Consider the following 21078-nt stretch of genomic DNA (forward strand, 5'->3'; position numbering starts at 1 on the left):
ATGCGAATACAAAAAGACAATTTCGTTTAATTGAATTATATAACCTGAGTAACTTTTTTTCAATAGAGTTGTTTGACTTCTTGAAAAATAGAAAAGCTTCCATGATTTATCCAGGACTCCAGACCTGACCAAACCAGCACTTTAGACCTAAGTTATTTTTCCTTCCAACGGCACTTCCCACTGGTTTTTTGCCATAAGAAAATGATTTCGTCTGCTTTTTTACATACAAAAAAGCAACCACCCGTTGAGTGGTTGCCTCTTTGCCATGCTTTATTGTTTAGTTCACGCCTACCGCGCTATACGCTGCATTCACAGCAGCTACTTGCGGAGAATTTGCACCGAACAAGTCAGTGGCCGAATGAACAGCAGCTTGGCGCATCGCAGAGAAGTTGGAGTACGGCGTCAGGTAATGAGTCAGCGCGTGGTAGTAGATTTTCGCTGTGTCTTGGCGACCGATCCCGTTCACGGTTACCCCGTGATGCGTGCCCCCTTCTGCCAGCAAATACGCAGCTTTGTTGTTGATTCCGCTGTTGATATGAACGCCGCCGTTATCCTGGGAGCCGGTATAGCGGTTGCTGTAGTGATCCGGGTCGCCATACTCTGTTGGGTCTTCCAGGGAACGCAGCGCATCTCCATTTGTTCCTGGGGTGTAGATGTCTTCTCCCATCAGCCAATCGTCGTCGTCGATCATCGCACCGAAAATATCGGAGAGGGACTCGTTCAAAGCTCCCGATTCGTATTGGTACACCAGCCCCGCTGTCTTTTCGGTTACAGCGTGGGTCAATTCGTGAGCGACTACATCCAGACCTCCGGACAACGATATGAATGTGCTGCCGTCGCCATCTCCATACACCATTTGCGAGCCATTCCAGAATGCATTGTTGTAATTGTTGCCGTAGTGGACAGTAGAGCGGATCAAGGCGCCTTTGTTGTCATAGCTGTTGCGATTGTGGACGTCTTTGTAGTAGTCGTACACTTGCTGCGCATAGGCGTGCGCATCGACTGCCGCTCCGTCCGTCCAATTGTTGTCGCTGTCTGACATAAGCGTGCCAGGAAGCGTGGAGCGGTTTTTGGCAGTATACGTCTCGATACCTTTTCCGCGCGTCGTGTCTTTCATCACATATTTGCCGCTTTGCAGCGAAGTCTCGAACTGCTTGCTGTCGCCGAGCACGCCTGTTCCGATTCCTGTTGCGTGGTCGATCGTATTGTACTTGTTGATCACGTCTCCGCTATGCGCATCGATGAAATACATCCAACGACCTGGTTCCGGGTCCAGGAAGCTCAGCTCAACCGCATACGCCAGGTAAGCTTCGTTTTCATGTACGTAAATATACAGCTCTGCCTCCGGATCATTTACGAAGTCCGGCTTTTCGCCCACTTCGTCTTCCACATCACTGATCGCTTTCTTCAACGCTTTTTGTGCGTTAAGCTTCGGTTTCTTTGTCAGATCATCATTGTTATCGAGATTGGGAATGAACTGCCCCAGGTAAGACGTGACAGAGCCATCAGCGTCTATGTGAACGGTTTGCTGGAAACCGTAAATCGGAATCCCGTTATAGACCTCCTGCAAACGGTAGTGCTTTGTGTCCGTTTCCTTGTTGCGAACCTCATTCACAATTTGAAAATGATCGGCGACATCTCCTTGAATCTGGAATTGATCTTTGTAATTTTCGAGGTAGGACCAGACGATATCGTCGCCTTTTTCTCCATCCGGTTCCCACTTCTCCCCGATGTACTGCGGTGTTTCCCACTCCTTGCTGTAGTCGATGTCTTTGGATTTGGCCAGCGCCGGAACCGATGCGAAGCCAGACACGCCCACGGCAATACTAAGAGTCAAGCTGGTTGCAACATAAGACTTTTTCATTCTAAAAAACTCCCCCAATCAAAATATTATGAATGTATGAAACATTTTATCTTATTTGCTTTTTCTGGAAAAAATCCCTTTTTTTCTCTTTTCTTTTTTCTCGACAACTTCTTACTTGCTTCTACATGATTTGACGAAACCTCGCAGCCAAAAACGCTGCCCTCCGAACTCTCGCCACGAAATGACACGAAAGTCGCTTCCCATCGACAAAAAAAACACCCGAAATGTCGGGTGTTGTCTACTTTTTCAGCGTATATATTTTCTTCGGCCTGCCGCGCATAGCCTGTTGCTCCTCGCCTTTGTATTCCGCGAGATCCACTTCGCACAGACTGCCCATGATTCGCTGGGCATTTCGCACCGTCATGGACAAATACGCCGCGATGTCTGTTGTCGTGAATGATTTCCAGCCCATGCGCTGGACAAGCGCCCTCAGCTTGTAATACGTTTTGACGCTGACGTTGGCCTTGTTCAGTTTTTCCAAAAGCTCGCGGTCGTTCGAACGGTAGGCGTACTCCAGTTCCTCCGCTTCGCCCACCGATTCCATCATCACGCCGTTATCCTGCACGACCACAATCCCAAACTGCGGCCGTTCTTTGGCATGCTGGACCGCTTTTCGCGCATTGTTCTCCGCTGAAAAGGCCGTGTCTCCGAAGCCTACGCCGACTGCCACGGGCACGTCCGCTTCCAGCGAAAGCTGCTCTACCGTATGCCGAAGCATCTCAATTTCCCGCTGAATCGCGCCGCGCGAACTGAAAATTTGATAGCGCCCGTTGCCGTTTGCCATCAGGGAGCCATCGAGCCGTTCGCAAAGCAACAGCAAGATTTCCCTGATTTTCAGCTCCAGATGCTGGAGATGGAACCGCGTCTTCGCCCGCTCGGCAATTTTGTCAAACTGCTCCAGCTCAATGATTTCCACGCCGATTTGGGTATGCTTGAAATACGAACTTTTCGCTTTTTCGATGACGATCTTCATCGCCTGGCGAATTTCCATCTTCGTCATCAACACGCGATAGACCGGGATGCCTGCATCGCGCAAAGCCCGTTCGACGGAAAACAAGGTCGTGAAAGCTCCCTGCGTCTTCCCCTCCCGCCACAGCGAGAGGTGGAACTGCGTAATGGCCTCCGGGTCGTAATGCTCGTCGTAGGTCATGACGTGCATTTCTTCCGCGGGAATATCCAGCTCCGACATGGCCTCGCGCAAATACGTCCCTTCCGAATCGATCATATCGACGGAGACACGCTTCACAACCTCGTCATGGTCGATCGACATCTGAATGAAGCAACGGTACAGATTGGAGCCGGTTGGCGGGCAGTAGACGATATTCGCATCCGGGCTCAGCACATTTTTGGCGATCGTAAAAGGAATCGGGCCAGAGAAAAACCATCCGTTAAACTCCGGATTATGCTCCTGCACAATCTGGCTCACTTCTCTCGCATCTTCATAGGTAAAAGGAACAAACTCGATTTCATGCTCAAACTCATTGGCAACAGCCAGTATCCGCTCTACTGAAGGGGGCGGACCCACCACACCGATTTTATACATAAGGGCGTTTACTCCTACCTGGTTTGATAGCTGCTAAAATGATTAATTACCTCATTCTTATCATTTGCCGTGTGCTTTGTCTACTGCTGTCATCATTCTACCCGCTAAATTAGTTAACTGCCTCATTGCTTGCACGAACATGAGTGTCTTCTACTATTAACAGCAAATACTTTGTTAATCAGCTAAACGAAAAAATTTTTTACCGGGAAATATAAAAATTACCTTTGCTAAAAAAAACGCCAACAAATATTCTGAATATATGTTTCTATCATTTTCAAGGGGGATTTACATGAAAAAGGGCATTGCGCTTGCAACCTGTCTTACCTTGCTTTTCGGGGTAATCACAGGCTGTTCCAACTCTTCGACGCCTTCCCAGCCTGCGGGCCAAACCTCGCAACCCTCCGCCACACCGACTGAGGCTACAAAGACAGAGCCGATGGTGCTGCGGTGGAGCATCAACAGCGAGCCGCCTTCCATGGACCCTGGCATCGCCGTCGACGCCGACTCTTTCGACATGATTTACGCCGCTTTTGAAGGCTTGACCAGCTACGACCTGAACGGACAGCTGACCAATGCTACGGCGGAGAGCTTTACCAATACACCGGACTATATGAACTACACCTTCAAGATTCGCAAGGACGCCAAATGGAGCAACGGCGATCCGGTCACTGCCCACGATTTCGTGTACGCGATCAAACGCAATCTCGATCCCAAGACGGCATCCGAGTACGCCTATCAGCTTTACTACATTAAAGGAGGAGAGGAATACAATACGGGTAAAGGAAAAGCCGACGACGTAGGTGTAAAAGCGATCGACGATTACACCGTTGAGTTCAACCTGAAATCGCCTACTCCATTTTTCCGTGAGTTGACCTTCTTCCCGACGCTCTTCCCGCTCCATCAAAAAACAGTCGAGAGCAGCCCGAACTGGGCGGCAGAAGCGAAGACGATCGTGGGCAACGGCCCATTCATCATGGATACATGGGAACACAAAAGCAAAATCGTCTTCACCAAAAACCCGAACTACTGGGACAAATCAAACGTGAAGCTGGATCGCCTGGAAATCTCCATGATCGAAGACAACAATACAGCTTTCTCCATGTTTGAAAATGGCGATATCGACTGGGGCGGCTATCCTGCTTCCACGCTGCCGACAGACGCGATCCCTTCCCTGAAGGACGCGGGCAAGCTGATGGTCGCTGACAACCCTGGCACACAGTCTGTCGTCTTCAATACGACCAAGCCGCCTTTCAACAACAAAAAAATCAGACAAGCCTTCGCTTACGCCATCAACCGTCAGGAAATCATCGACAACATCCTGCAAACCGGCGTTCCTGCCGCCTACGGATGGGTGCCGACCTCGATGGGCCTGAAACCGGACGGCTACTTCAAAGAAGACAACGAAAAAGCGAAGCAGCTTCTGGCCGAAGGAATGAAAGAGCTTGGCCTGACAGCCTTCCCGACCGTGACTTACACGTACGACACTACCGACACGAACAAGAAAGTGGCAGAAGCTTTGCAAGACCAGTGGAAAAAAGTGCTCGGCGTAAACGTCAAGCTGTACAACGCAGAGTTGAAAGTATACCGGGACATGCGCTCGCAAGCCAACTTCGACCTGATCCGCTTCCAATGGGGCGCCGATTTCAACGATCCGATCAACTTCCTGGAGATGTTCCGCGACAAAACAGGCGGCAACAACCATCCAGACTGGGAAAACGCCAAGTTCAAGGAGCTGATCGACAAGAGCTACAACGAGCCTGACCTCGACAAGCGCAAGCAAATTTTGCTGGACGCCGAAACGATTTTGATGGACGAAATGCCGCTCGCTCCGCTCAACTTCCGGGGAAGCCCGTATGTGAAGAACGACAAGGTGAAAGATTTCATCATCTTCCCGCTCGGCGGGGCGTACTTCAAGTACACATCCGTCACCCGCTAGCCGATTGCTCTTGCGTAAACAAACAGGCTGTACCTGTCTCTTCGACATGGCACAGCCTGTTTGCTTTGGCTTTTAGACGGTCACAGACGATTGTTGCTCTGTGCCGTTGTATACTTTTGTATCCAGCTCTTTGGTCGCCCTGCTCGTCAAAAGACCTGCTGTCATGCTTCCGCTCACGTTGAGCGCTGTGCGTCCCATGTCGATCAAAGGCTCGACAGAAATGAGCAAGCCCACAATCGCTACAGGCAGGTTCAGCGTAGACAGAACAAGCAGTGCGGCAAAAGTAGCTCCGCCCCCTACTCCGGCAACCCCGAAGGAGCTGAGAGCCACGACCACGATCAAGGTCAGGATGAAAGAAGGCGTCAGCGGATCGATACCCGCGATAGGCGCAACCATGATCGCCAGCATGGCTGGGTATGTTCCTGCGCAGCCGTTTTGCCCGATCGACAGACCGAACGAGCCGGCAAAGTTGGCGATTCCTTCAGGTACGCCCAGGTCTTGCGTTTGCGTTTTCACGTTCAGCGGCAATGCCCCTGCACTCGTGCGGGACGTAAAGGCAAAGGTCAGGACAGGGAACGCTTTTTTCACGTAAGTGACCGGATTCAGCCCGGCGAACGCCAGCATCAGCAAGTGCACGATAAACATGAGAATCAGCGCCGCGTACGAAGCGATGACGAATTTTCCAAGCTGCCAGATGGCATTGTAGTCGCTCGTCGCAGTCACCCGCGTCATGATCGCCAGCACACCGTATGGGGTCAGGCGCAAAATCAGCGTCACGACGCGCATGATGATCGCGTGAATCGCATCGACGATTTTGGAGAACAGTTCGGCCTGCTCCGGATTTTTCTTTTTCACACCCAAATAGGCGATGCCGATAATCGCGGCGAAAATAACGACGGCAATGGTCGAAGTCGCTCTGTCACCTGTCAAGTCCAGAAACGGATTGGCCGGGAGCAGCTCCAAAATTTTCGCGGGCAACGTCATGTTCTGGATGTCGCCAAGGCGTTGCTCTACTTGCTCGATGCGGGCGGATTCCGCATCTCCTTGCTGGAACTGCGCTCCGTCCAGATTGAAGGCAAAAGTGGAGGCAATCCCGATCGCTGCGGCAATCGCGGTAGTGCCTACCAGCAGCCCGATGATCAGCGAGCTGATTTTGCCGATGTTGTTGGACAATTTCATTTTCGTAAACGCAGCCAGGATCGAGATGAACACCAGCGGCATGACGATCATTTGCAGCAGCTTCACGTAGCCTTTTCCTACGATATTGAACCAGTCAATCGAGTCTTTCAAAATGTCCGATTTGACTCCGTAAGCAAATTGCAGCACAAGACCGAAGACAATCCCGAGCCCCAGACCGACAAATACCCTTTTGGAAAAAGAAATATGTTTCTTTTGCAAAGCGTACAAACCGCCAATGAATAAAAGCATAAGGACAATGTTGACAATCGTAAGTATCGTTGACATGTTTTCCCCTCCTGTTGCATCAAATACTCTCTCTGTCATAAGTATCGGCCTAGATATAGTTATATTACCAACAATCCCTACTGGTCAAGTAAGATTTTCGCAAAAACTGCCCAAATGTACACTTTCGTTCGTGCCGCTGATTTTGATTGTGCCCACGAAAAAAAGGAACCGCCACAGGGACGATTCCTTCCTGCTTTTATGCTACTTCGCCTGTTTGCTGAGCAGGTTCCACAGCCAGGTGAGGACGACCGCCCCGATGACCCCGGCAATGACGTTGAAGCCAGCCCACAGCCACAGCCAATCTCCCAACACCAAATCCCCAAGCCAGCTGCCCAGAAGCGCAGCGATGAGCGAAGCCCACCAGCTTGTTCCTGCCGCTTTACCTGTCATGATACTGTTCATTGCCCACCAGACAACGACACCGACGACAGCCCATACGAACCAGAACATTCGCACACACTTCCTTTCGCATGATGGTAACGCTTGCATAAGGGCTCTAAAAATGAAGAATATCTACTATAATCCTATGAAGGAAAAACGAAAATGTGCCTGACCACTTTTCTTTTCCCAAACAAAAAAACAATCAGCCCCCACGTTGCCCTGTGGTGCGACTGACTGTTCTTTTACAGAAATCCCATGTATTTAATTGGTGTACAGCTCTGCGCGGCGGTTTGCTACACTCGGCAGCTTTCCTCGCACGCGTTGAATCCGATCCATATCCAATTCTGTGATCAACAAAGTTTCTTCTTCTCCGGCGCTGGCGATGACCACTCCCATCGGATCGACGAACATGCTGCGTCCCGCGAAGATGTTGCCTACCTGGTCGGCTGCGCATATGAACATCGTGTTTTCGATCGCCCGCGCACGCACCAGCGTCTCCCAATGATCCTCCTTCATCGCACCCGCTACCCAGCCAGCCGGCACAAACAAAATATCGGCTCCCTGCAAGGCAAACTGGCGGGCGATCTCCGGAAAGCGCACCTCGTAGCATACCATCAGCCCGATTTTGCCAAACTCCGTCTCCACCACCTGATACGGATTGTCGCCCGGCGCGATAAAATCGGATTCGATATAGGAAAATGCATCGTACAGATGCGTCTTGCGATACGCGTGAATCAGCTCGCCCTCGCGATTGAGGAAGACTGTCGTGTTGTAAGCGCGATTTTCGTCGCCCTCGATCGATTCGAACACACCGCACACGACGTAAATCCCGTGCTGTCTCGCTGCTGCTGAAAGCCCCGAAACGAACGGTCCGTCCAGCTTCTCCGCCACCTCGGCTGGCGTCACACCCGACTTGGGCGTCGCTGGAGCGCTGTACATCTCAGGCAAAATGACAAAGTCAGCCCCCGCCTTTTTGGCCTTCTCGATATACTCTTGTGCTTTTTGCAGATTGGCCGCTTTGTCCATCGTCGCGGTAAGCTGTGCTATGGCTACTTTCATCGGTATCGTATCCCCCTGTCTCATCCCGTTCTTCTACTGCTAGTATAACGGATATTCGCCCAGTTCCAAGCAATAATGCTTTACCGACTGTCTTCCTTGTATATAATGGACTTGTCATCTTTTGTACACCCCAGCCACCAGGAGAGGTGAGTCTTATGTCCATCCGCGTCAAGCTGCTGCTCTCCTACACGGGGATGCTGGTCATCAGTTTGCTCATGTTTTTTCTCGCAGCCAGCCTGTTTACGATTGCAGCGACAGGCGACATTCACAGCTTTCGCGATTTTTATAAAGTGCACTATCAGCTCAACCCGCTCACCGAACAAGAGGAGTCGATTTTTCTCGAACTGAAATACTTCGCCAAAAACGAGCCGGATAAGCTGCTCGACAAGTCGTTGCTGCAAGACTACGACTTCAAGCTCAAAACGGTACGCGCTGGCCTGTATGTGCGCAGGGAGAGCAACCAAGTGTTCGAATCGCTCACGTTCAACCAGCCGGAGCTGGAAAAAAGCCTGCCTCCCTACGACCTGAACAACAGCCAGATTCGCAACACGTTCAACATCGGGGAGCGCTTTTACGCCTACGCCAAGTTCGATTTTCTCTACTCGGACGGGGCAAAAGGCAGCGTGTTCGTCATTCGCGAGCGCAGTCCGTTCAGCGAAGTAACCCGCAGGCTGCTGCCGATTCTCGTCTGTCTGCTGCTCGGAGTGCTCATCGTCGCCAACGTGCTGCTGTACCGCTGGATTACCCGCAGCGTCGTCAAGCCGCTGGACAGACTTCGCCACTCTGCGGAGAACATCAAGGAAGGCAATCTCGACTTCGCCCTCCCGGAGAGCAGCAAGGACGAAATCGGTCAGTTGAACGAAGCGTTCGAGAACATGCGCAGACGGTTGCAAGAGTCCGTACAGCTTCGCTTGCAGGATGAGGAGAGCCGCAAAGAGCTGATCTCCAACATCTCGCACGACCTGCGAACGCCGATTACAAACATCAAAGGCTACATCGAGGGCATTCGGGACGGCGTCGCAGATACGCCGGAGAAAATGGATAAGTACGTCAACATCATTTACGCCAAAGCAGTCGATCTCGACAAGCTCGTAGACGAGCTGTTCCTCTACTCCAAGCTCGATCTGAAACAGGTGCCGTTTACGTTTGAGCCTGTTGATATTACCAGCTTCCTGGACGACTGCATCGACGAGCTGCACTACGACCTGGAGGAGAAGGGCATTCGCCTGCAATGGGAACAGCGCCCGCAGGAAAGCGTCGCGGTTATCGCCGATCTGGAAAAAATCAAGCGAACCGTGCTCAACATCATCGAAAACGCCCAGAAGTTCATGGACAAACCGGATAAACACATTCTCGTCTCGGTAATGGCTGACCCAAAGTGGGCAATCGTTGAAATCAAAGACAACGGAATCGGCATTCCGGAAGAAGCCATTCCCCACCTGTTCGAGCGCTTTTACCGAGCCGAGCAATCGCGCAATTCCTCGACGGGCGGCAGCGGCCTCGGTCTTTCCATCGCGCGCCAGATCATCGAAGGACACGGCGGCGAGATTTGGGTAAAAAGCAAGCAAGGCAGCGGCACGAGCCTGTTTTTCAGCTTGCCGCGAATGAATCAGCAAGGAGGAGCGGACACATATGACGACGCGCATCCTCATCATTGAAGATGAGACGACAATCGCCCAGTTGGAACGCGATTATTTTGAACTGAACGGGTTTCAGGTCGACTTGTGCCACACCGGAAACGAAGGCTTGCAGCTCGCCTTGCACGATGACTACAGCCTGATTATCGTCGATTTGCAGTTGCCCGGCATGGACGGCTTCGAGCTGTGCAGCCGAATCAGACAGGCGAAAGAAGTGCCGATTTTGATCGTCTCTGCCAAAAAAGAAGAAATCGATAAAATCCGCGCTTTCAACCTCGGAGCCGACGATTACATCACCAAGCCATTCAGTCCAAGCGAGCTGGTGGCCCGCGCCAAAGCTCACCTGACGCGCTACGAACGGCTGACATCCCACAAGGAGCCTGCAGCCAAGTCCGAGATTCACATCCGCGGGCTGCTCATCGACAAAGCTTCGCGCCGGGTGTTCGTCCGCAACGAGGAAGTCATTTTTACTACACGAGAGTTTAATTTGCTTGAATTTTTGACTACGCATCCGAACCGGGTGTTCAGCAAAAACGAGCTGTTTGAACGCATATGGGGGATGGATTCCAGCGGAGATATCGCAACCGTCACCGTGCATATTCGCAAGCTGCGGGAAAAAATCGAGGTCGATCCGTCCAATCCGCAATATATCGAAACCGTCTGGGGTGCCGGGTACCGTTTTACCGTCTGAGCATTTCAGGCGGTTTTTTTATCTTTTTTTAAGAACCTTTTTAGAAACTGTTAATCTCGCGTTTCTCGGGAGTTTAGACCCCTCGTCTATCATACAGGTAAGCCAAACAGAAACACCTAACCTGATCTAACCGAGGAGGACTATACATGAAAAAGGTATCCAATAAACTGGCAGCTGTGCTGCTCGCTACTACTCTCGGAGCGACATCCCTTCCCTTCGCCGCTTTGCATGCACAGGCAGCAGCCGCTCCGCTCAACGCCGGGGAAATCCAGCAAGCCGTCAGCAAAATGACCCAGCTTCGCGTCATGCAAGGCTATCAAGATCGCTCGATGGGCATCCACCAGCAAGTCACCCGCGCCGAGCTGGCGAAAATGATCGCACTCACATTCGGCTTGCAAGGCAAGGCAGAGCAAACCGTCAGCTTTTCCGATGTGAACCCGGGCGCATGGTATTACAACTACGCTGCCGCACTGGTTGGCAAAGAAATCATGCAGGCGAAAGACGGACGTTTTGACCCACAAGGAACGGTGACAAGCGCCGAACTGGTCCAGATCGTCTCCAAGGCGCTCGGACGCGATACGAAATCCGTTCAACATTGGGCAGAACGCCTCTCCTCCGCCAACGGAAGCGTCACCCGCGGCGAAGTTGCCTTCCTTTTGCAAACCGCTCACAAAGCGATCCCTTCCGCCAATGCGAAAGTGACCAGCGTTCGCGCGCTGAATGCCATCACCCTGATCGTCACCTTTGACGCGCCACTGACGGCGCAAGATGAAGTATTCGCAAAAGCCAAGGAAGACTTTGCTTTCAACGACGGTCTGACCTTGACCAACATGCCGCGTCTGAAAACTGGCTCTGTCGCAACCTATATCGTGCCGACTTCCGTACAAAAGCCTGGGACAGTTTACACGTTGACCTACAAAGGGAACAAGGCAGGAACTTTTGCTGGCAACGCAACGAAGCTTGACATGACCCAGGCAAGACAGGTGACAAACGACACATTTGAAGTCGAAGCACTGAAAGCAAACGGGGTCGTCGACTACGGATACATCATCTCCGCTTACAGTGCAGGCCGTGGCGCAAACGCCTTTGTGCTTGACGACAGCAACAGCGCAGACGGCAAAACGTATCAAGTCATTTCGTCCATGCAGGCAAGACAAGTGACGATTACTCCTGCTGGCGGCGAGCCGATTATCGCGAAATACGTGCCATTCACACAATCGACTGACGGAGTCCAGGAGCCAAAATTCCGTCTGCCGGAAGGTCAAGTATTGAAACCGGGCGTCACGTACACCGTCACATCTGACTGGGCCAATGTCGCCAACCCGACTTTTGTCGCCCAGGAAGTCGCTCCGCTTGCGTTGAGCGAAGCAGAAGCGCTCAGTGACACATCGATTTCCGTTACCTTGACTGCCGATCCAAAAGACGAGCTGTTCTCCGGCCGCAGTGTAGAACTGACTTCGGCAGATGGCGAAAAGCTGCTCGCCACCTACAAATATTCCAGCCGCAAAGGGGCAACAGGCGTGTTTGACCTTCAGCAAGATGGTAAACTGAAAGCAGACACAACCTATACGGTAACACCTGTCGGCGATTGGGCTGGCAAATCCCAGGCCAAGCTGACAGTCGAATAAGCCGCTGGATATGCTGGCAATGAAAACGAAAGAAAGGGGCGGGTTCGCCATGCTGCAAGCAAGCTTTTTGACTATCGCCCTGTTCCTGTCAGGCTGTGCGGCCAACATGGACACCCTGCTTGCGAGCGGCGAGCAGCAAGCGACCCAGGTGGCGAAAGAAGAAATGGACAAGCGAAACCAGGCACTGCTTGCAGCAGTCAAGCAAGGAGACAAGGAAACGATCCAAAAGCTGCTTGCTGACGGAGCTGACATCAATGCAACAGATGAGCGCGGCCGCACTTCAGCCATGATCGCCGTGCACACGGATCAACTGGAAGTATTCAACCTGCTGGTGGAACATGGTGCCAACATCAACATTCGCGATGACCGCTCCGACAATCCGCTGCTGTACGCCGGGGCAGAAGGCAAGCTGGACTTCGTGCGGGCAAGCATTGCCGCAGGGGCCGATACGACGATCACCAACCGCTTTGGCGGCACCGCCCTCATCCCTGCGGCTGATCGCGGTCATGTAGAAATCGTCCGCGAGCTTTTAACCACCTCTGACGTCAACATCGACCACGTCAACAACCTCGGGTGGACGGCCTTGCTGGAAGCAGTCATCCTCGGAGATGGCGGCAAAAAGCATCAGGAAATCGTCCAGCTTTTGATCGAGTACGGCGCGAACGTGAATCTGGCGGATTCCGACGGGGTCACCCCTCTGTCGCACGCGAAAAAACGCGGCTTCCGCGAGATGGTCGACATGCTCGCAAAAGCGGGCGGAAAGTAAGCGACCCCCTCTGCGCTTCATCCAGCCAAAAAGGACAGGAACGTCAGTCACGCTGGCGCTCCCGTCCTTTTTTCTTGCTGCTTCCCTAGTCCAAAAGACTTGCTTTCTCCCAAAACTTTTTCCCCACTCGCGCGTCTTATACTAATAATATCCAATATTCAAGTGCCCCTGGCCTTGCATTCCCTACATATGATTGAATCTTTCGAATAGGAGTCGGCGTAACATGAATACTCTCGCAAACGTATCCATGCTGGAAACAGACAAGCCCATTCGCAAAGCGTCACCAGACATCGATCCTCACATCGAAATGTACAAGCTTTTCCTCACTTCCAAAGAGGCCATCGAAATCCATATCAGCAATGTGACGCACCCGTCCTCCGGTATTGAAGTGTACGATATGCACGGAACGAAACTGTGCGAAGTCCGCTACACGCCGGGAGGCAGCCTCATCCTGCCTTTTTTTCCTCCGGAAGACGGCTTTTATTACATTAAGCTGACCATTGGGCCAGACCCTGACCCGCAGCATTCCTGCCAGCTTCACGTGGACAAGTACGTCCGCCTGTGCGGAACTATGGAAGATGATCGCGAATTTACTGCCGCTGGCGGGCCGTACATGATTGGTCCGACAGACGTTACGATTCCCGCAGGCGTCTGCGTCAGCTTCGAAGCTGGCGCCTCCATCAATGTCCGCTGCCAGCACAAAATCATCGTCGAGGATTACGGCTCCATCGCGTTCAACGGACAAAAAGATACGCCTGTCGTCATCATCGGAGCCATCGACAACGGCACGGCTCATCACTGGGGCCAGCTCGTCTTGTCTTCCCAAGCCAAGAGCAGCTTCACGCATATTCTTGTGCAGTACGACAACGATGAAGACGGCGTCGATTTTCTCGCCTCCTCTTCGCCGTTTGTCGCCCGTTCCACCTCGATCGAGCAGTTTCAGGCAGACATCGCCAAAACCAGCTACCTGGAAAGAGCCATCGTCGTTCCCCCGTCCTCCCGGCTCGCTTTCATCAAAACCTGGTTTCAGCAGTCCAGCCCTTACCGCTTCCATTTGCTTGGCGATCTGCTGCCTTTCGAGCTGTACTTCGGGATTGACGTCACGACTTTTGCCCACTGGGAAACGGAGACGAAGCGGGTCAACGAGCACCGCTCCCAGGCCGGAGACGTGAATTACTGGGACTTCGTCAATGGCAACTTTACGGCTGACCTGCTGGAAGCGACACACCTTTTTTCCAACAACCAGCAAAGCTCGGAGCCGCGCATCCAGCGGCTGATCGACTTCTTGCTGCTTGCCCAAAGCTGGCGACAAAAGCACGGCTATTTCAAATGGTACGACTTGATCGACCCGTTCAGCGAGCACGATCAAGAATTTTTCAAGACGTTCGAGGAAATGTCGTCGTCGTTCTGGTTGGCGCACAACACGTCGATCATTTACTGGGATACGATTGCCCGCGACTTGGGAATCTGGCAAAAAGAAGACTTTTTTGAACAGCAGTTCATCAATTCCGTCATCGTGCGCCTGCATTTCGCAGCCGATTTGCCGTTCTCGCTCACCGGGTACGGGAACAACATCCCGCCTGTCGGCTTTCTCGGCATCTCCATTCATTACGGCCCCTTCCGCTATCCAGAGCAATACCCGGCTCCCGGGCCAGAATTTGATGTGAACTACGGCCAGCTTTCGACAGCGGAGTATTTGAAGTTCATGCTGGAATCGTTGCTCAAAGGCCAGACCAATCCTGTCTATACGTGGTGGATTCCTACCCAGGCAGACAGAGACTTGTTCCACATCCTCAACGAAAAAGGCATATCGCTCGAATCCCCTCCCGAAGACTGGGATCGGGAATTTATCCAGCCCGCCCAGAAGACGCTGGACGAGATCCGGGCGCATTATCTCGGTCATTTCCAACTGGAGCATGTGCGAAGCTCCACGGCATACGTGCAAGCCCAGCAAGTGTTGGCTACCTCCTGAAACGGAGTGGGCAGCAAAACAAAAAAGATGAGCAGACATACAGGCGGTGCAGCACCTGTTGTCACGCTCATCTTTTCTTATTGCCCATGCTTGTTACACGCTTTGCAAAAACCAGCGCACAGCACGACTGATCAGTACAGGCAAAACAGAGATATGGTTTTCCCGGGCAAACTGTTCAAAAGACACGTTCAGCCCGCAATCGCCAAACACTCCCAGTCGCTCGGCCACACCTCGCGCATGCTCGTTGATTCGCGTCGGGTGAGTCTCTTCCTCTTCGCCAACTCCGATGAACAATTGTTTTGGCTGGCCGCCGCGCTGCAAACGGGAGACAAACTCCTGCTCCTCCGCCAAAATCAGCCGCTTGTACCAATCAATCGATGGACTTCCGGCTATGTAGGCGAAAAATGCATCCGGGCGCGTGTACAAAGTATGCAGGGCGAACAATCCTCCCAGCGAATGACCGAATATGGCCTGGCGCTCGCGATTGATTGCGACCATGCTCTCCACCACGGGCCGAACCTCTTCCAATACGAAGCGCAAAAAGTCGTCCGCTCCGCCCTGCCGCGGCCACTCTCCCCCTCGGGAAAAAGGCGGAAGCTCGTCAATCGGCATAGGCAAGGAGTAATCGGTAAACCGTGCAGTGGCAAAAGGAATCTCCTCGTCGTAACCGAGCCCTACGACGACGGCTGGACTGCCTTGGCCATTCCGGCTTCTGCCTTGCAGACGAACCGCCTCCACTACCGTTCCGATCACCGAATTGGCATCCAGCACATACATGACCGGAAACCCTGCTTCTGGCGCCTCTCCGGGCGGCACTGCCAAATAGATGCGATATGCCTGCCCGCTGCCAGTCGCTGTCATCGTCAACTGCTTCGTCCAGGGAATGCCCGCTGTTTTCCACTCCAGCTCACTCATTGGTTCAACGTCTGCTCAAGCGTATCGAGCAGAAGCTCCTTGCCGATCGGCATGTAAGCCTGGTTGTAGTACGGATTTGCTGGCAGGTAGTAAATTTTCCCGTTTTTGTATGCTTTCATCCCTTGCCATACAGCGGAATCTTTGTAAGCTTGCTCGCCGCCTTCCGGGTGCAGGAGCACGATGCGGTCCGGGTTGATCGTCGTGATGCCTTCCAGCGTCAGGAGCACCATCGTCTTTTCCTTCGTGTCAGGCGACGTCGCTGGCTTCGGCAGCCCCAGATCATCGTAAAGCACCGAGCCTGCCCCTTCGCTCCCCAACAAATACGGCCCTTTTTTGTGCGCCAGGAAGATGGAGAACGACTCATTACCTGATTTCGCCTTGATTTGCTCGCCGATTTTTTTCGCTTTGGCATCGTAGTCAGCCAGCCATTTTTGGACGTCCTGTTCTTGTCCGAGAATCGTGCCGACCTCTGTAAACCGCTCCCGCCACTGCTCCAGGCTGTTTTTCAGCACGACGACAGGCGCGATTTTTTTCAACTGCTCGTAAATTTTTTCCTGTCTGGCATTCATGATGATCAAATCAGGCTCAGCCGACATCACTGCCTCGATATTGATCGTGTCCATCATGTAGAAACCGACGATCTTGGAATCTTTCAGCTTGTCCCGCACATAGAGCGACGGCTTTTCATGGTCGTATGAATCCGTGTTGGCAGTAGCGACAGGCGTATGCCCCAAAATCAGCAATTCCTCGGAAGCGCCGGAAATGTCCGCAATCCGTTTGGGATGAGCCGGAATCTCCACTTCCCCTTTTGCATCCTGGACTTTTCTGGTCTGGCTCGCTTCCGCTTGCGCAGGCTCCTCTTTTGGCGCTGCTGCCTGGCCGCATCCGACAACTGTCGTGGCGAGCAAGATGAGCATAACTGTATGCATAAGTGCCCGTTTCATTTGTATCCTCCCTGCAATTCATCGTTGATAATGATTTTCACTAGGAGGATTATAAACGGTTTGCTCCACGCCCGACCATAGACAATCCTGCCATCTAATTTGGATGATACTGCGCGAACAGCCGCAAGCTCTCCTCCATGATCCGTTCATGGCCGATCGCGGAATATTCCAGCCACGGATCAGGCGTCACCTCGTATACGTGCCTGTTTTGCACGGCTTTCAAGGAAAACCATTGCTCTGTTTTTTGCAGCTCGCTCCAAAAATCCCGCGATGGCTGATCCTTTTTCACGATCACGATCAAGCGGTCGGCATGATAGTGACATAATTCATCCAAGGTGATTTGCTCGTAGGCAAAAAGCGACTCCACTTGGGCAACAGGCCGAAGCTGCAAATCGCTGTACAGTACCGACCCGGTGCGCTGGCTGCCGCATGCATACAGCGTAGGCTGGTTCACGTAGAGCATAAGCAGGGAGTCGTCGCCAATCGCCCGCCGGAGCGTCTCCCGTGCGGCTGCCGATTTTTTGTCGTAAGCCAAAAGCCACTGCTCGGCCTCCTTGTCCCTGCCGAGATACTCGCCGATCATTTGCAAGTGCACGCGCCAGTCTTTTTCTTTCCACGGAATAAACAGGGCATTCGCCATATGTCCCAGCTCTTGCTTCACAGTCTGATCGAGATAATCGCTCGTAATGATCAGGTCAGGGCTGAAGTCGCGAATCGCCTCGCGATTGACCGCCCAGTTTTCTGCCACAAACGGATCGCGCAAATGAACGGGGATATCGATGGCGTACTTTTGCCGATAGTACGCGGACCACTTGGGATCAAGCGGCGCGGCGCCGGGAATCGTCTGCAAAGCCAAAAGCTGTCCGGTAATCGCCGTATGGTACGTCGCGACTCTGTGCCGCCTGCTTTTCATGTAGACAGTAGGCGCCACTCCTTGCTGCTGCTTGAATTTCCGGCTGAAATAATACTCGTCGCTGAAGCCGACCTGTCTGGCGATTTCCCGTACCCGCTCCCTGCCTTCGCCCATCAACTGCTTTGCCTTGTTGATCCGCAACTGGTTCACGTAATCCATCGCGCTTTTTCCGTAAGTCTTTTTAAAAAGATGCATGTAATAGTAAGGGCTTAAACCAGCCATGGCGGCCAATTTCTCAATCGTCCAGCTTTCCTGGTAGTGGTTGTCCAAATACAGCCGCGTCTGCTCCAATGTCTCCAGCGAATCCTCTACGGGTGCGCTGTCTGCACGGACTGCCAGCTCGTACATAAGCTCCTGAAACCACGCCTGCGCCCGAAAGCGACTCCGCTCGTCCGCCTGCTGCCACGCATCCTCCATCGCACGACAGCGGGTGAACATGGATGACGGAGCTGTGCATGCCATGCGACCAGCCAACGGCCAGATCGCACGCCGCAGCGTGATCGTCTCATCGTCTTCGCCCTCCTGCTCGCGATACGCATCAAAAGCGAACACATGCAGGCTTAACTGCCGGAAAGATTCTATATAGAAAGAACACCGCTGCCCCGGGAGAAGCACCCACACGTCTCCTTCCTTGACGGGCTGACATTCGTCGTCTGTCTCCATCGAGCCTTTGCCGTCCAGGACGACGATCAGTCGGTGCTTGTTGTCCAGTTCTTGACCCGCGTGAGGGACATCCTGTTTGATTCTGATCTCTTCACAATGCCGCAGCTTCATCCACAAGCCTTGAAATGACTCGCCCCTGCTGTTCCCGTTGCTTCGCTTGCTCTGCATAGCTGGCTGCCACCGTCCTTTAGCTCTTATGCTCCCATTATGTTTGATAATGATTATCACCGTCAATGCAAGAAAAAAGCCCTCACTGCTCAGCGAGGGCTTCCTGCAAAAGACTTGCTAAAAAATACAGCCTTAGTGGCGAATAATATTTTTTCCGTAGTAAATCTCGTCCATCTCCAATTGCAGCCGCTCGGTTATTTCCAGCTGTTCTGCTGGCGTCAGCTTGTCTTTCGTATAGCCGAACAAGTAGTTGTTGAGATCGAACTGCCTGCGTTTGCATTTTGTATGGAAAATATTGTCCTGATAAACGTTGACATCGATCATGTGGAACAGTTCTTTGATTTCCTCGGGAATATAATTTTGAATCGAGCTGATGTCGTGATCGATGAACAGCTTGTAGCCGTGAATGTCCCGAGTAAAGCCGCGCACCCGATAATCGATCGTCATCAAATCCGTATCAAAAGAACGAATCAAGTAATTGAGCGCCTTCAATGGTGAAATCTCGCCACAGGTGGAGACGTCGATGTCTGCGCGAAATGTGCTGATTTCTTCATCTGGATGGTATTCCGGATAAGTATGGACGGTGATATGGCTTTTATCCAGCTGCAACACAACGTTCTCAGGCAACGGGCCTGGCGATTCCTCGTACGATTCCGTCGGCACCTCCACCACAGGGCCTTCGGAAACCAAAAACGTCACGCTCGCCCCTTGCGGCACATAATCTTGCTGCGCCACATTCAAGACGTGCGCGCCAATGATTTCCGAAACATTTTTCAAGATGCTGGTCAGTCGCTCGGCATTGTACTGTTCATCTATGTACTCGATATACGCTTCCCGCTCGGCCTTCGTTTTCGTATAGCAGATGTCGTACATGTTGAAGCTGAGCGATTTCGTCAAATTGTTGAAGCCGTGCAGCGTAATATGCTGATCGTTCGTTTGTTCCAAGTGTCGTGTCCTCCCCTGCGATGAGCGAATTTCCGCCATGATTTCCTTTTTTCAGCTTGCCCATTCCTTCCCATAAAAATCATCGGATGCAGCACGATATGCTGTTCATAAATAAGGAACGTTACTTTCTGCCTAACCTCACCTGATACCATCGAACCAATTGGAAAAATTTTGACTAACTCCCTATCTTTCGCTTGGAAAATGATGCTAAAATAATGATGTGTGTAAAAATTTTCAAAGAAATGGCGAAAAAGGCCATGGATTGGTATCTTAAAGTTTTAAAGAATTATGTAGGCTTCAGTGGGCGCGCAAGACGCACAGAGTATTGGATGTTTACCTTGTTCAGTGTAATCATTTCTTTGGTACTCATGCTCATCGAATACCTCGTCGGCTTGCCGCAATCTTTGTCTTCGCTGTACTCACTGGCTGTTTTGCTCCCTAGTTTGGGAGTAAGCGTTCGTCGCCTGCACGATGTTGGCAAAAGTGGCTGGTGGCTCCTGCTCGGGTTGATTCCGCTTATCGGAGCCATTATTTTGCTCGTATTCTTCTGCCAAGACAGTGAATCCGACAACAATTACGGTCCAAACCCGAAAGCAGAAGGAAGAGCATTGGTTTAATGCAAAAAGCCTCTCCTCAACTTGCGGGAGAGGCCCTTCTTTTTTCCTCTGCTGATCACGCTTCTTCCCAGAACCGCCGCAGATTGTCCATGCCAATCCGCGAGCCTTCGCGACAATCCTCCATGCCCTCGAACTCCACTGTGATGTAACCGTCGTAGCCAGACTGCTTCACCAGCTTGACCACCTCGCGAATGTTGATATCCCCTTGACCGACGATGGCACCGCGCAAGAAATTGCCGTTGACCGTCTTGAACCACTTGCCTGCTCCCGGGTCCTGGTAGTACGGACGGGAGTAAAAGTCTTTGAAATGCACCAGTGACGCATACGGAAGATTTTTCTTCACGCCCACCAATGAAGCTTCGTCGGCGCACATGAAGTTGCCGACATCGAGTGTCGTCTTGAAATTCGGACGGTTGACCGCCTGCACGACGCGTTGTACGCGATCGCTGGCCTGTACGAGCCACCCGTGATTTTCAATCGTCGTCGTAATTCCGAATTGCGCCGCATAATCAGCGATTTGCCGGCTGCCTTCAACCATCGCGTCCAGATGGCTTTCAAAATAGGCAATCGTCGTCTGCTCAACAGGTACGGTAAACGTGGAGACATCGTGGCGCATGTGGCGAATCCCCATGCGATCCAGCAAATCTACGTGCGTTTTCAAACGCGCGACCTCTGCTTCAAACGCTTCCTGGCTGTCGTGAATGAAGTTGGCTGGCATCGAATAGTTGGACAGCTCGATCCCCAGTGCTTTCGCCTTGTCTCGTACGGCATCCGCCAGCTCGTAATTGTCCACCAGCGTAAATCCGTACGGCACGATCTCCATATGCTCGCCGCCGTTGTCGGCAATCCATTGCACAACATCCAGCACATCCATTTCCCCAGCGCGAATCGCAGTCAACAAACTGTACGTGCTCAATCCGATTTTCATTTGTTTTCCACCTCATCATTTTTGGTATGTGCTCTCATTTTTGA

The 21078-nt window shown here is 52.2% G+C and carries 17 protein-coding genes; 7 read left to right on the forward strand and 10 right to left on the reverse strand.

The features are described from left to right. Window positions 1–277 precede the first annotated feature (277 nt). Complete coding sequence (locus DEP07_RS20465; RefSeq protein WP_122966292.1) at window positions 278–1864, reverse strand: M4 family metallopeptidase; 1587 nt, start codon at window positions 1862–1864, stop codon at window positions 278–280. Window positions 1865–2102: 238 nt separating this feature from the next. Continuing rightward, on the reverse strand, window positions 2103–3407 hold the full coding sequence (locus tag DEP07_RS20470; RefSeq protein ID WP_122966293.1) for a hypothetical protein: 1305 nt from the start codon (window positions 3405–3407) through the stop codon (window positions 2103–2105). Window positions 3408–3696: 289 nt separating this feature from the next. On the opposite strand from DEP07_RS20470, the gene DEP07_RS20475 reads away from it, so the two are divergent. Continuing rightward, a complete protein-coding gene (locus DEP07_RS20475; RefSeq protein ID WP_287102942.1) occupies window positions 3697–5343 on the forward strand; it encodes a peptide ABC transporter substrate-binding protein in 1647 nt (548 codons plus the stop codon). Window positions 5344–5415: 72 nt separating this feature from the next. Here the strand turns inward: DEP07_RS20475 and DEP07_RS20480 are convergent, their stop codons facing one another. From DEP07_RS20480 to DEP07_RS20490, 3 genes are all read right to left on the reverse strand, one after another. Further along, window positions 5416–6807 carry an L-cystine transporter gene (locus tag DEP07_RS20480; RefSeq protein ID WP_122966296.1) on the reverse strand — a complete coding sequence of 464 codons (1392 nt, stop codon included), beginning with the start codon at window positions 6805–6807 and terminating at the stop codon, window positions 5416–5418. 201 nt (window positions 6808–7008) lie between these two features. Next, on the reverse strand, window positions 7009–7257 hold the full coding sequence (locus DEP07_RS20485) for a hypothetical protein (RefSeq protein ID WP_122966297.1): 249 nt from the start codon (window positions 7255–7257) through the stop codon (window positions 7009–7011). 192 nt (window positions 7258–7449) lie between these two features. Next, window positions 7450–8247 (reverse strand): carbon-nitrogen hydrolase family protein, encoded by a 798-nt coding sequence (locus tag DEP07_RS20490; protein WP_217022493.1) that lies wholly within the window; start codon window positions 8245–8247, stop codon window positions 7450–7452. Between the two features lie 155 nt (window positions 8248–8402). Between DEP07_RS20490 and DEP07_RS20495 the strand changes: the two genes are divergently transcribed. The 5 genes from DEP07_RS20495 to DEP07_RS20515 all read left to right on the forward strand — a co-directional run bounded on the left by DEP07_RS20495 (window position 8403) and on the right by DEP07_RS20515 (window position 14941). Then, entirely contained in the window at window positions 8403–9905 is a 1503-nt protein-coding gene (locus DEP07_RS20495) for a sensor histidine kinase (RefSeq protein ID WP_287102943.1), read from the forward strand. Further along, the gene (locus tag DEP07_RS20500) at window positions 9880–10575 is read left to right on the forward strand and encodes a response regulator transcription factor (protein ID WP_173597144.1); all 696 of its coding nucleotides are present in this window, start codon (window positions 9880–9882) and stop codon (window positions 10573–10575) included. Before DEP07_RS20495 ends, DEP07_RS20500 begins: the two co-directional genes overlap by 26 nt. 146 nt (window positions 10576–10721) lie before the next feature. Further along, complete coding sequence (locus DEP07_RS20505; protein WP_287102944.1) at window positions 10722–12203, forward strand: S-layer homology domain-containing protein; 1482 nt, start codon at window positions 10722–10724, stop codon at window positions 12201–12203. A 49-nt stretch (window positions 12204–12252) separates the two neighbouring features. Then, window positions 12253–12969: an ankyrin repeat domain-containing protein gene (locus tag DEP07_RS20510; protein WP_429827513.1), complete on the forward strand. Its 717-nt coding sequence runs from the start codon at window positions 12253–12255 to the stop codon at window positions 12967–12969. 223 nt (window positions 12970–13192) lie between these two features. Continuing rightward, window positions 13193–14941, forward strand: coding sequence for a hypothetical protein (locus tag DEP07_RS20515; RefSeq protein WP_287102945.1), 1749 nt, complete (start codon window positions 13193–13195; stop codon window positions 14939–14941). Between the two features lie 93 nt (window positions 14942–15034). Here DEP07_RS20515 and DEP07_RS20520 read toward each other — a convergent pair whose 3' ends face one another. The 4 genes from DEP07_RS20520 to speD form a co-directional block, all read right to left on the reverse strand. Beyond that, window positions 15035–15856, reverse strand: a complete 822-nt coding sequence (locus DEP07_RS20520; RefSeq protein WP_122966303.1) for an alpha/beta hydrolase — start codon at window positions 15854–15856, stop codon at window positions 15035–15037. Continuing rightward, entirely contained in the window at window positions 15853–16800 is a 948-nt protein-coding gene (locus DEP07_RS20525) for an ABC transporter substrate-binding protein (protein ID WP_287102946.1), read from the reverse strand. Before DEP07_RS20525 ends, DEP07_RS20520 begins: the two co-directional genes overlap by 4 nt. Before the next feature lie 94 nt (window positions 16801–16894). Beyond that, window positions 16895–18544, reverse strand: a complete 1650-nt coding sequence (locus DEP07_RS20530; protein WP_287102947.1) for an AraC family transcriptional regulator — start codon at window positions 18542–18544, stop codon at window positions 16895–16897. 132 nt (window positions 18545–18676) lie between these two features. After that, window positions 18677–19489 carry an adenosylmethionine decarboxylase gene (gene speD / locus DEP07_RS20535; RefSeq protein WP_122966306.1) on the reverse strand — a complete coding sequence of 271 codons (813 nt, stop codon included), beginning with the start codon at window positions 19487–19489 and terminating at the stop codon, window positions 18677–18679. A gap of 257 nt (window positions 19490–19746) precedes the next feature. Here speD and DEP07_RS20540 point away from each other — a divergent pair, with 257 nt between their 5' ends. Next, window positions 19747–20106: a DUF805 domain-containing protein gene (locus DEP07_RS20540; RefSeq protein ID WP_122966369.1), complete on the forward strand. Its 360-nt coding sequence runs from the start codon at window positions 19747–19749 to the stop codon at window positions 20104–20106. Between the two features lie 55 nt (window positions 20107–20161). Here the strand turns inward: DEP07_RS20540 and DEP07_RS20545 are convergent, their stop codons facing one another. Beyond that, window positions 20162–21034 carry a sugar phosphate isomerase/epimerase family protein gene (locus tag DEP07_RS20545; protein WP_287102948.1) on the reverse strand — a complete coding sequence of 291 codons (873 nt, stop codon included), beginning with the start codon at window positions 21032–21034 and terminating at the stop codon, window positions 20162–20164. Window positions 21035–21078 lie beyond the last annotated feature (44 nt).

Origin of the sequence: Brevibacillus sp. (assembly GCF_003521185.1) — a bacterium.
GTDB lineage: Bacteria > Bacillota > Bacilli > Brevibacillales > Brevibacillaceae > Brevibacillus > Brevibacillus parabrevis.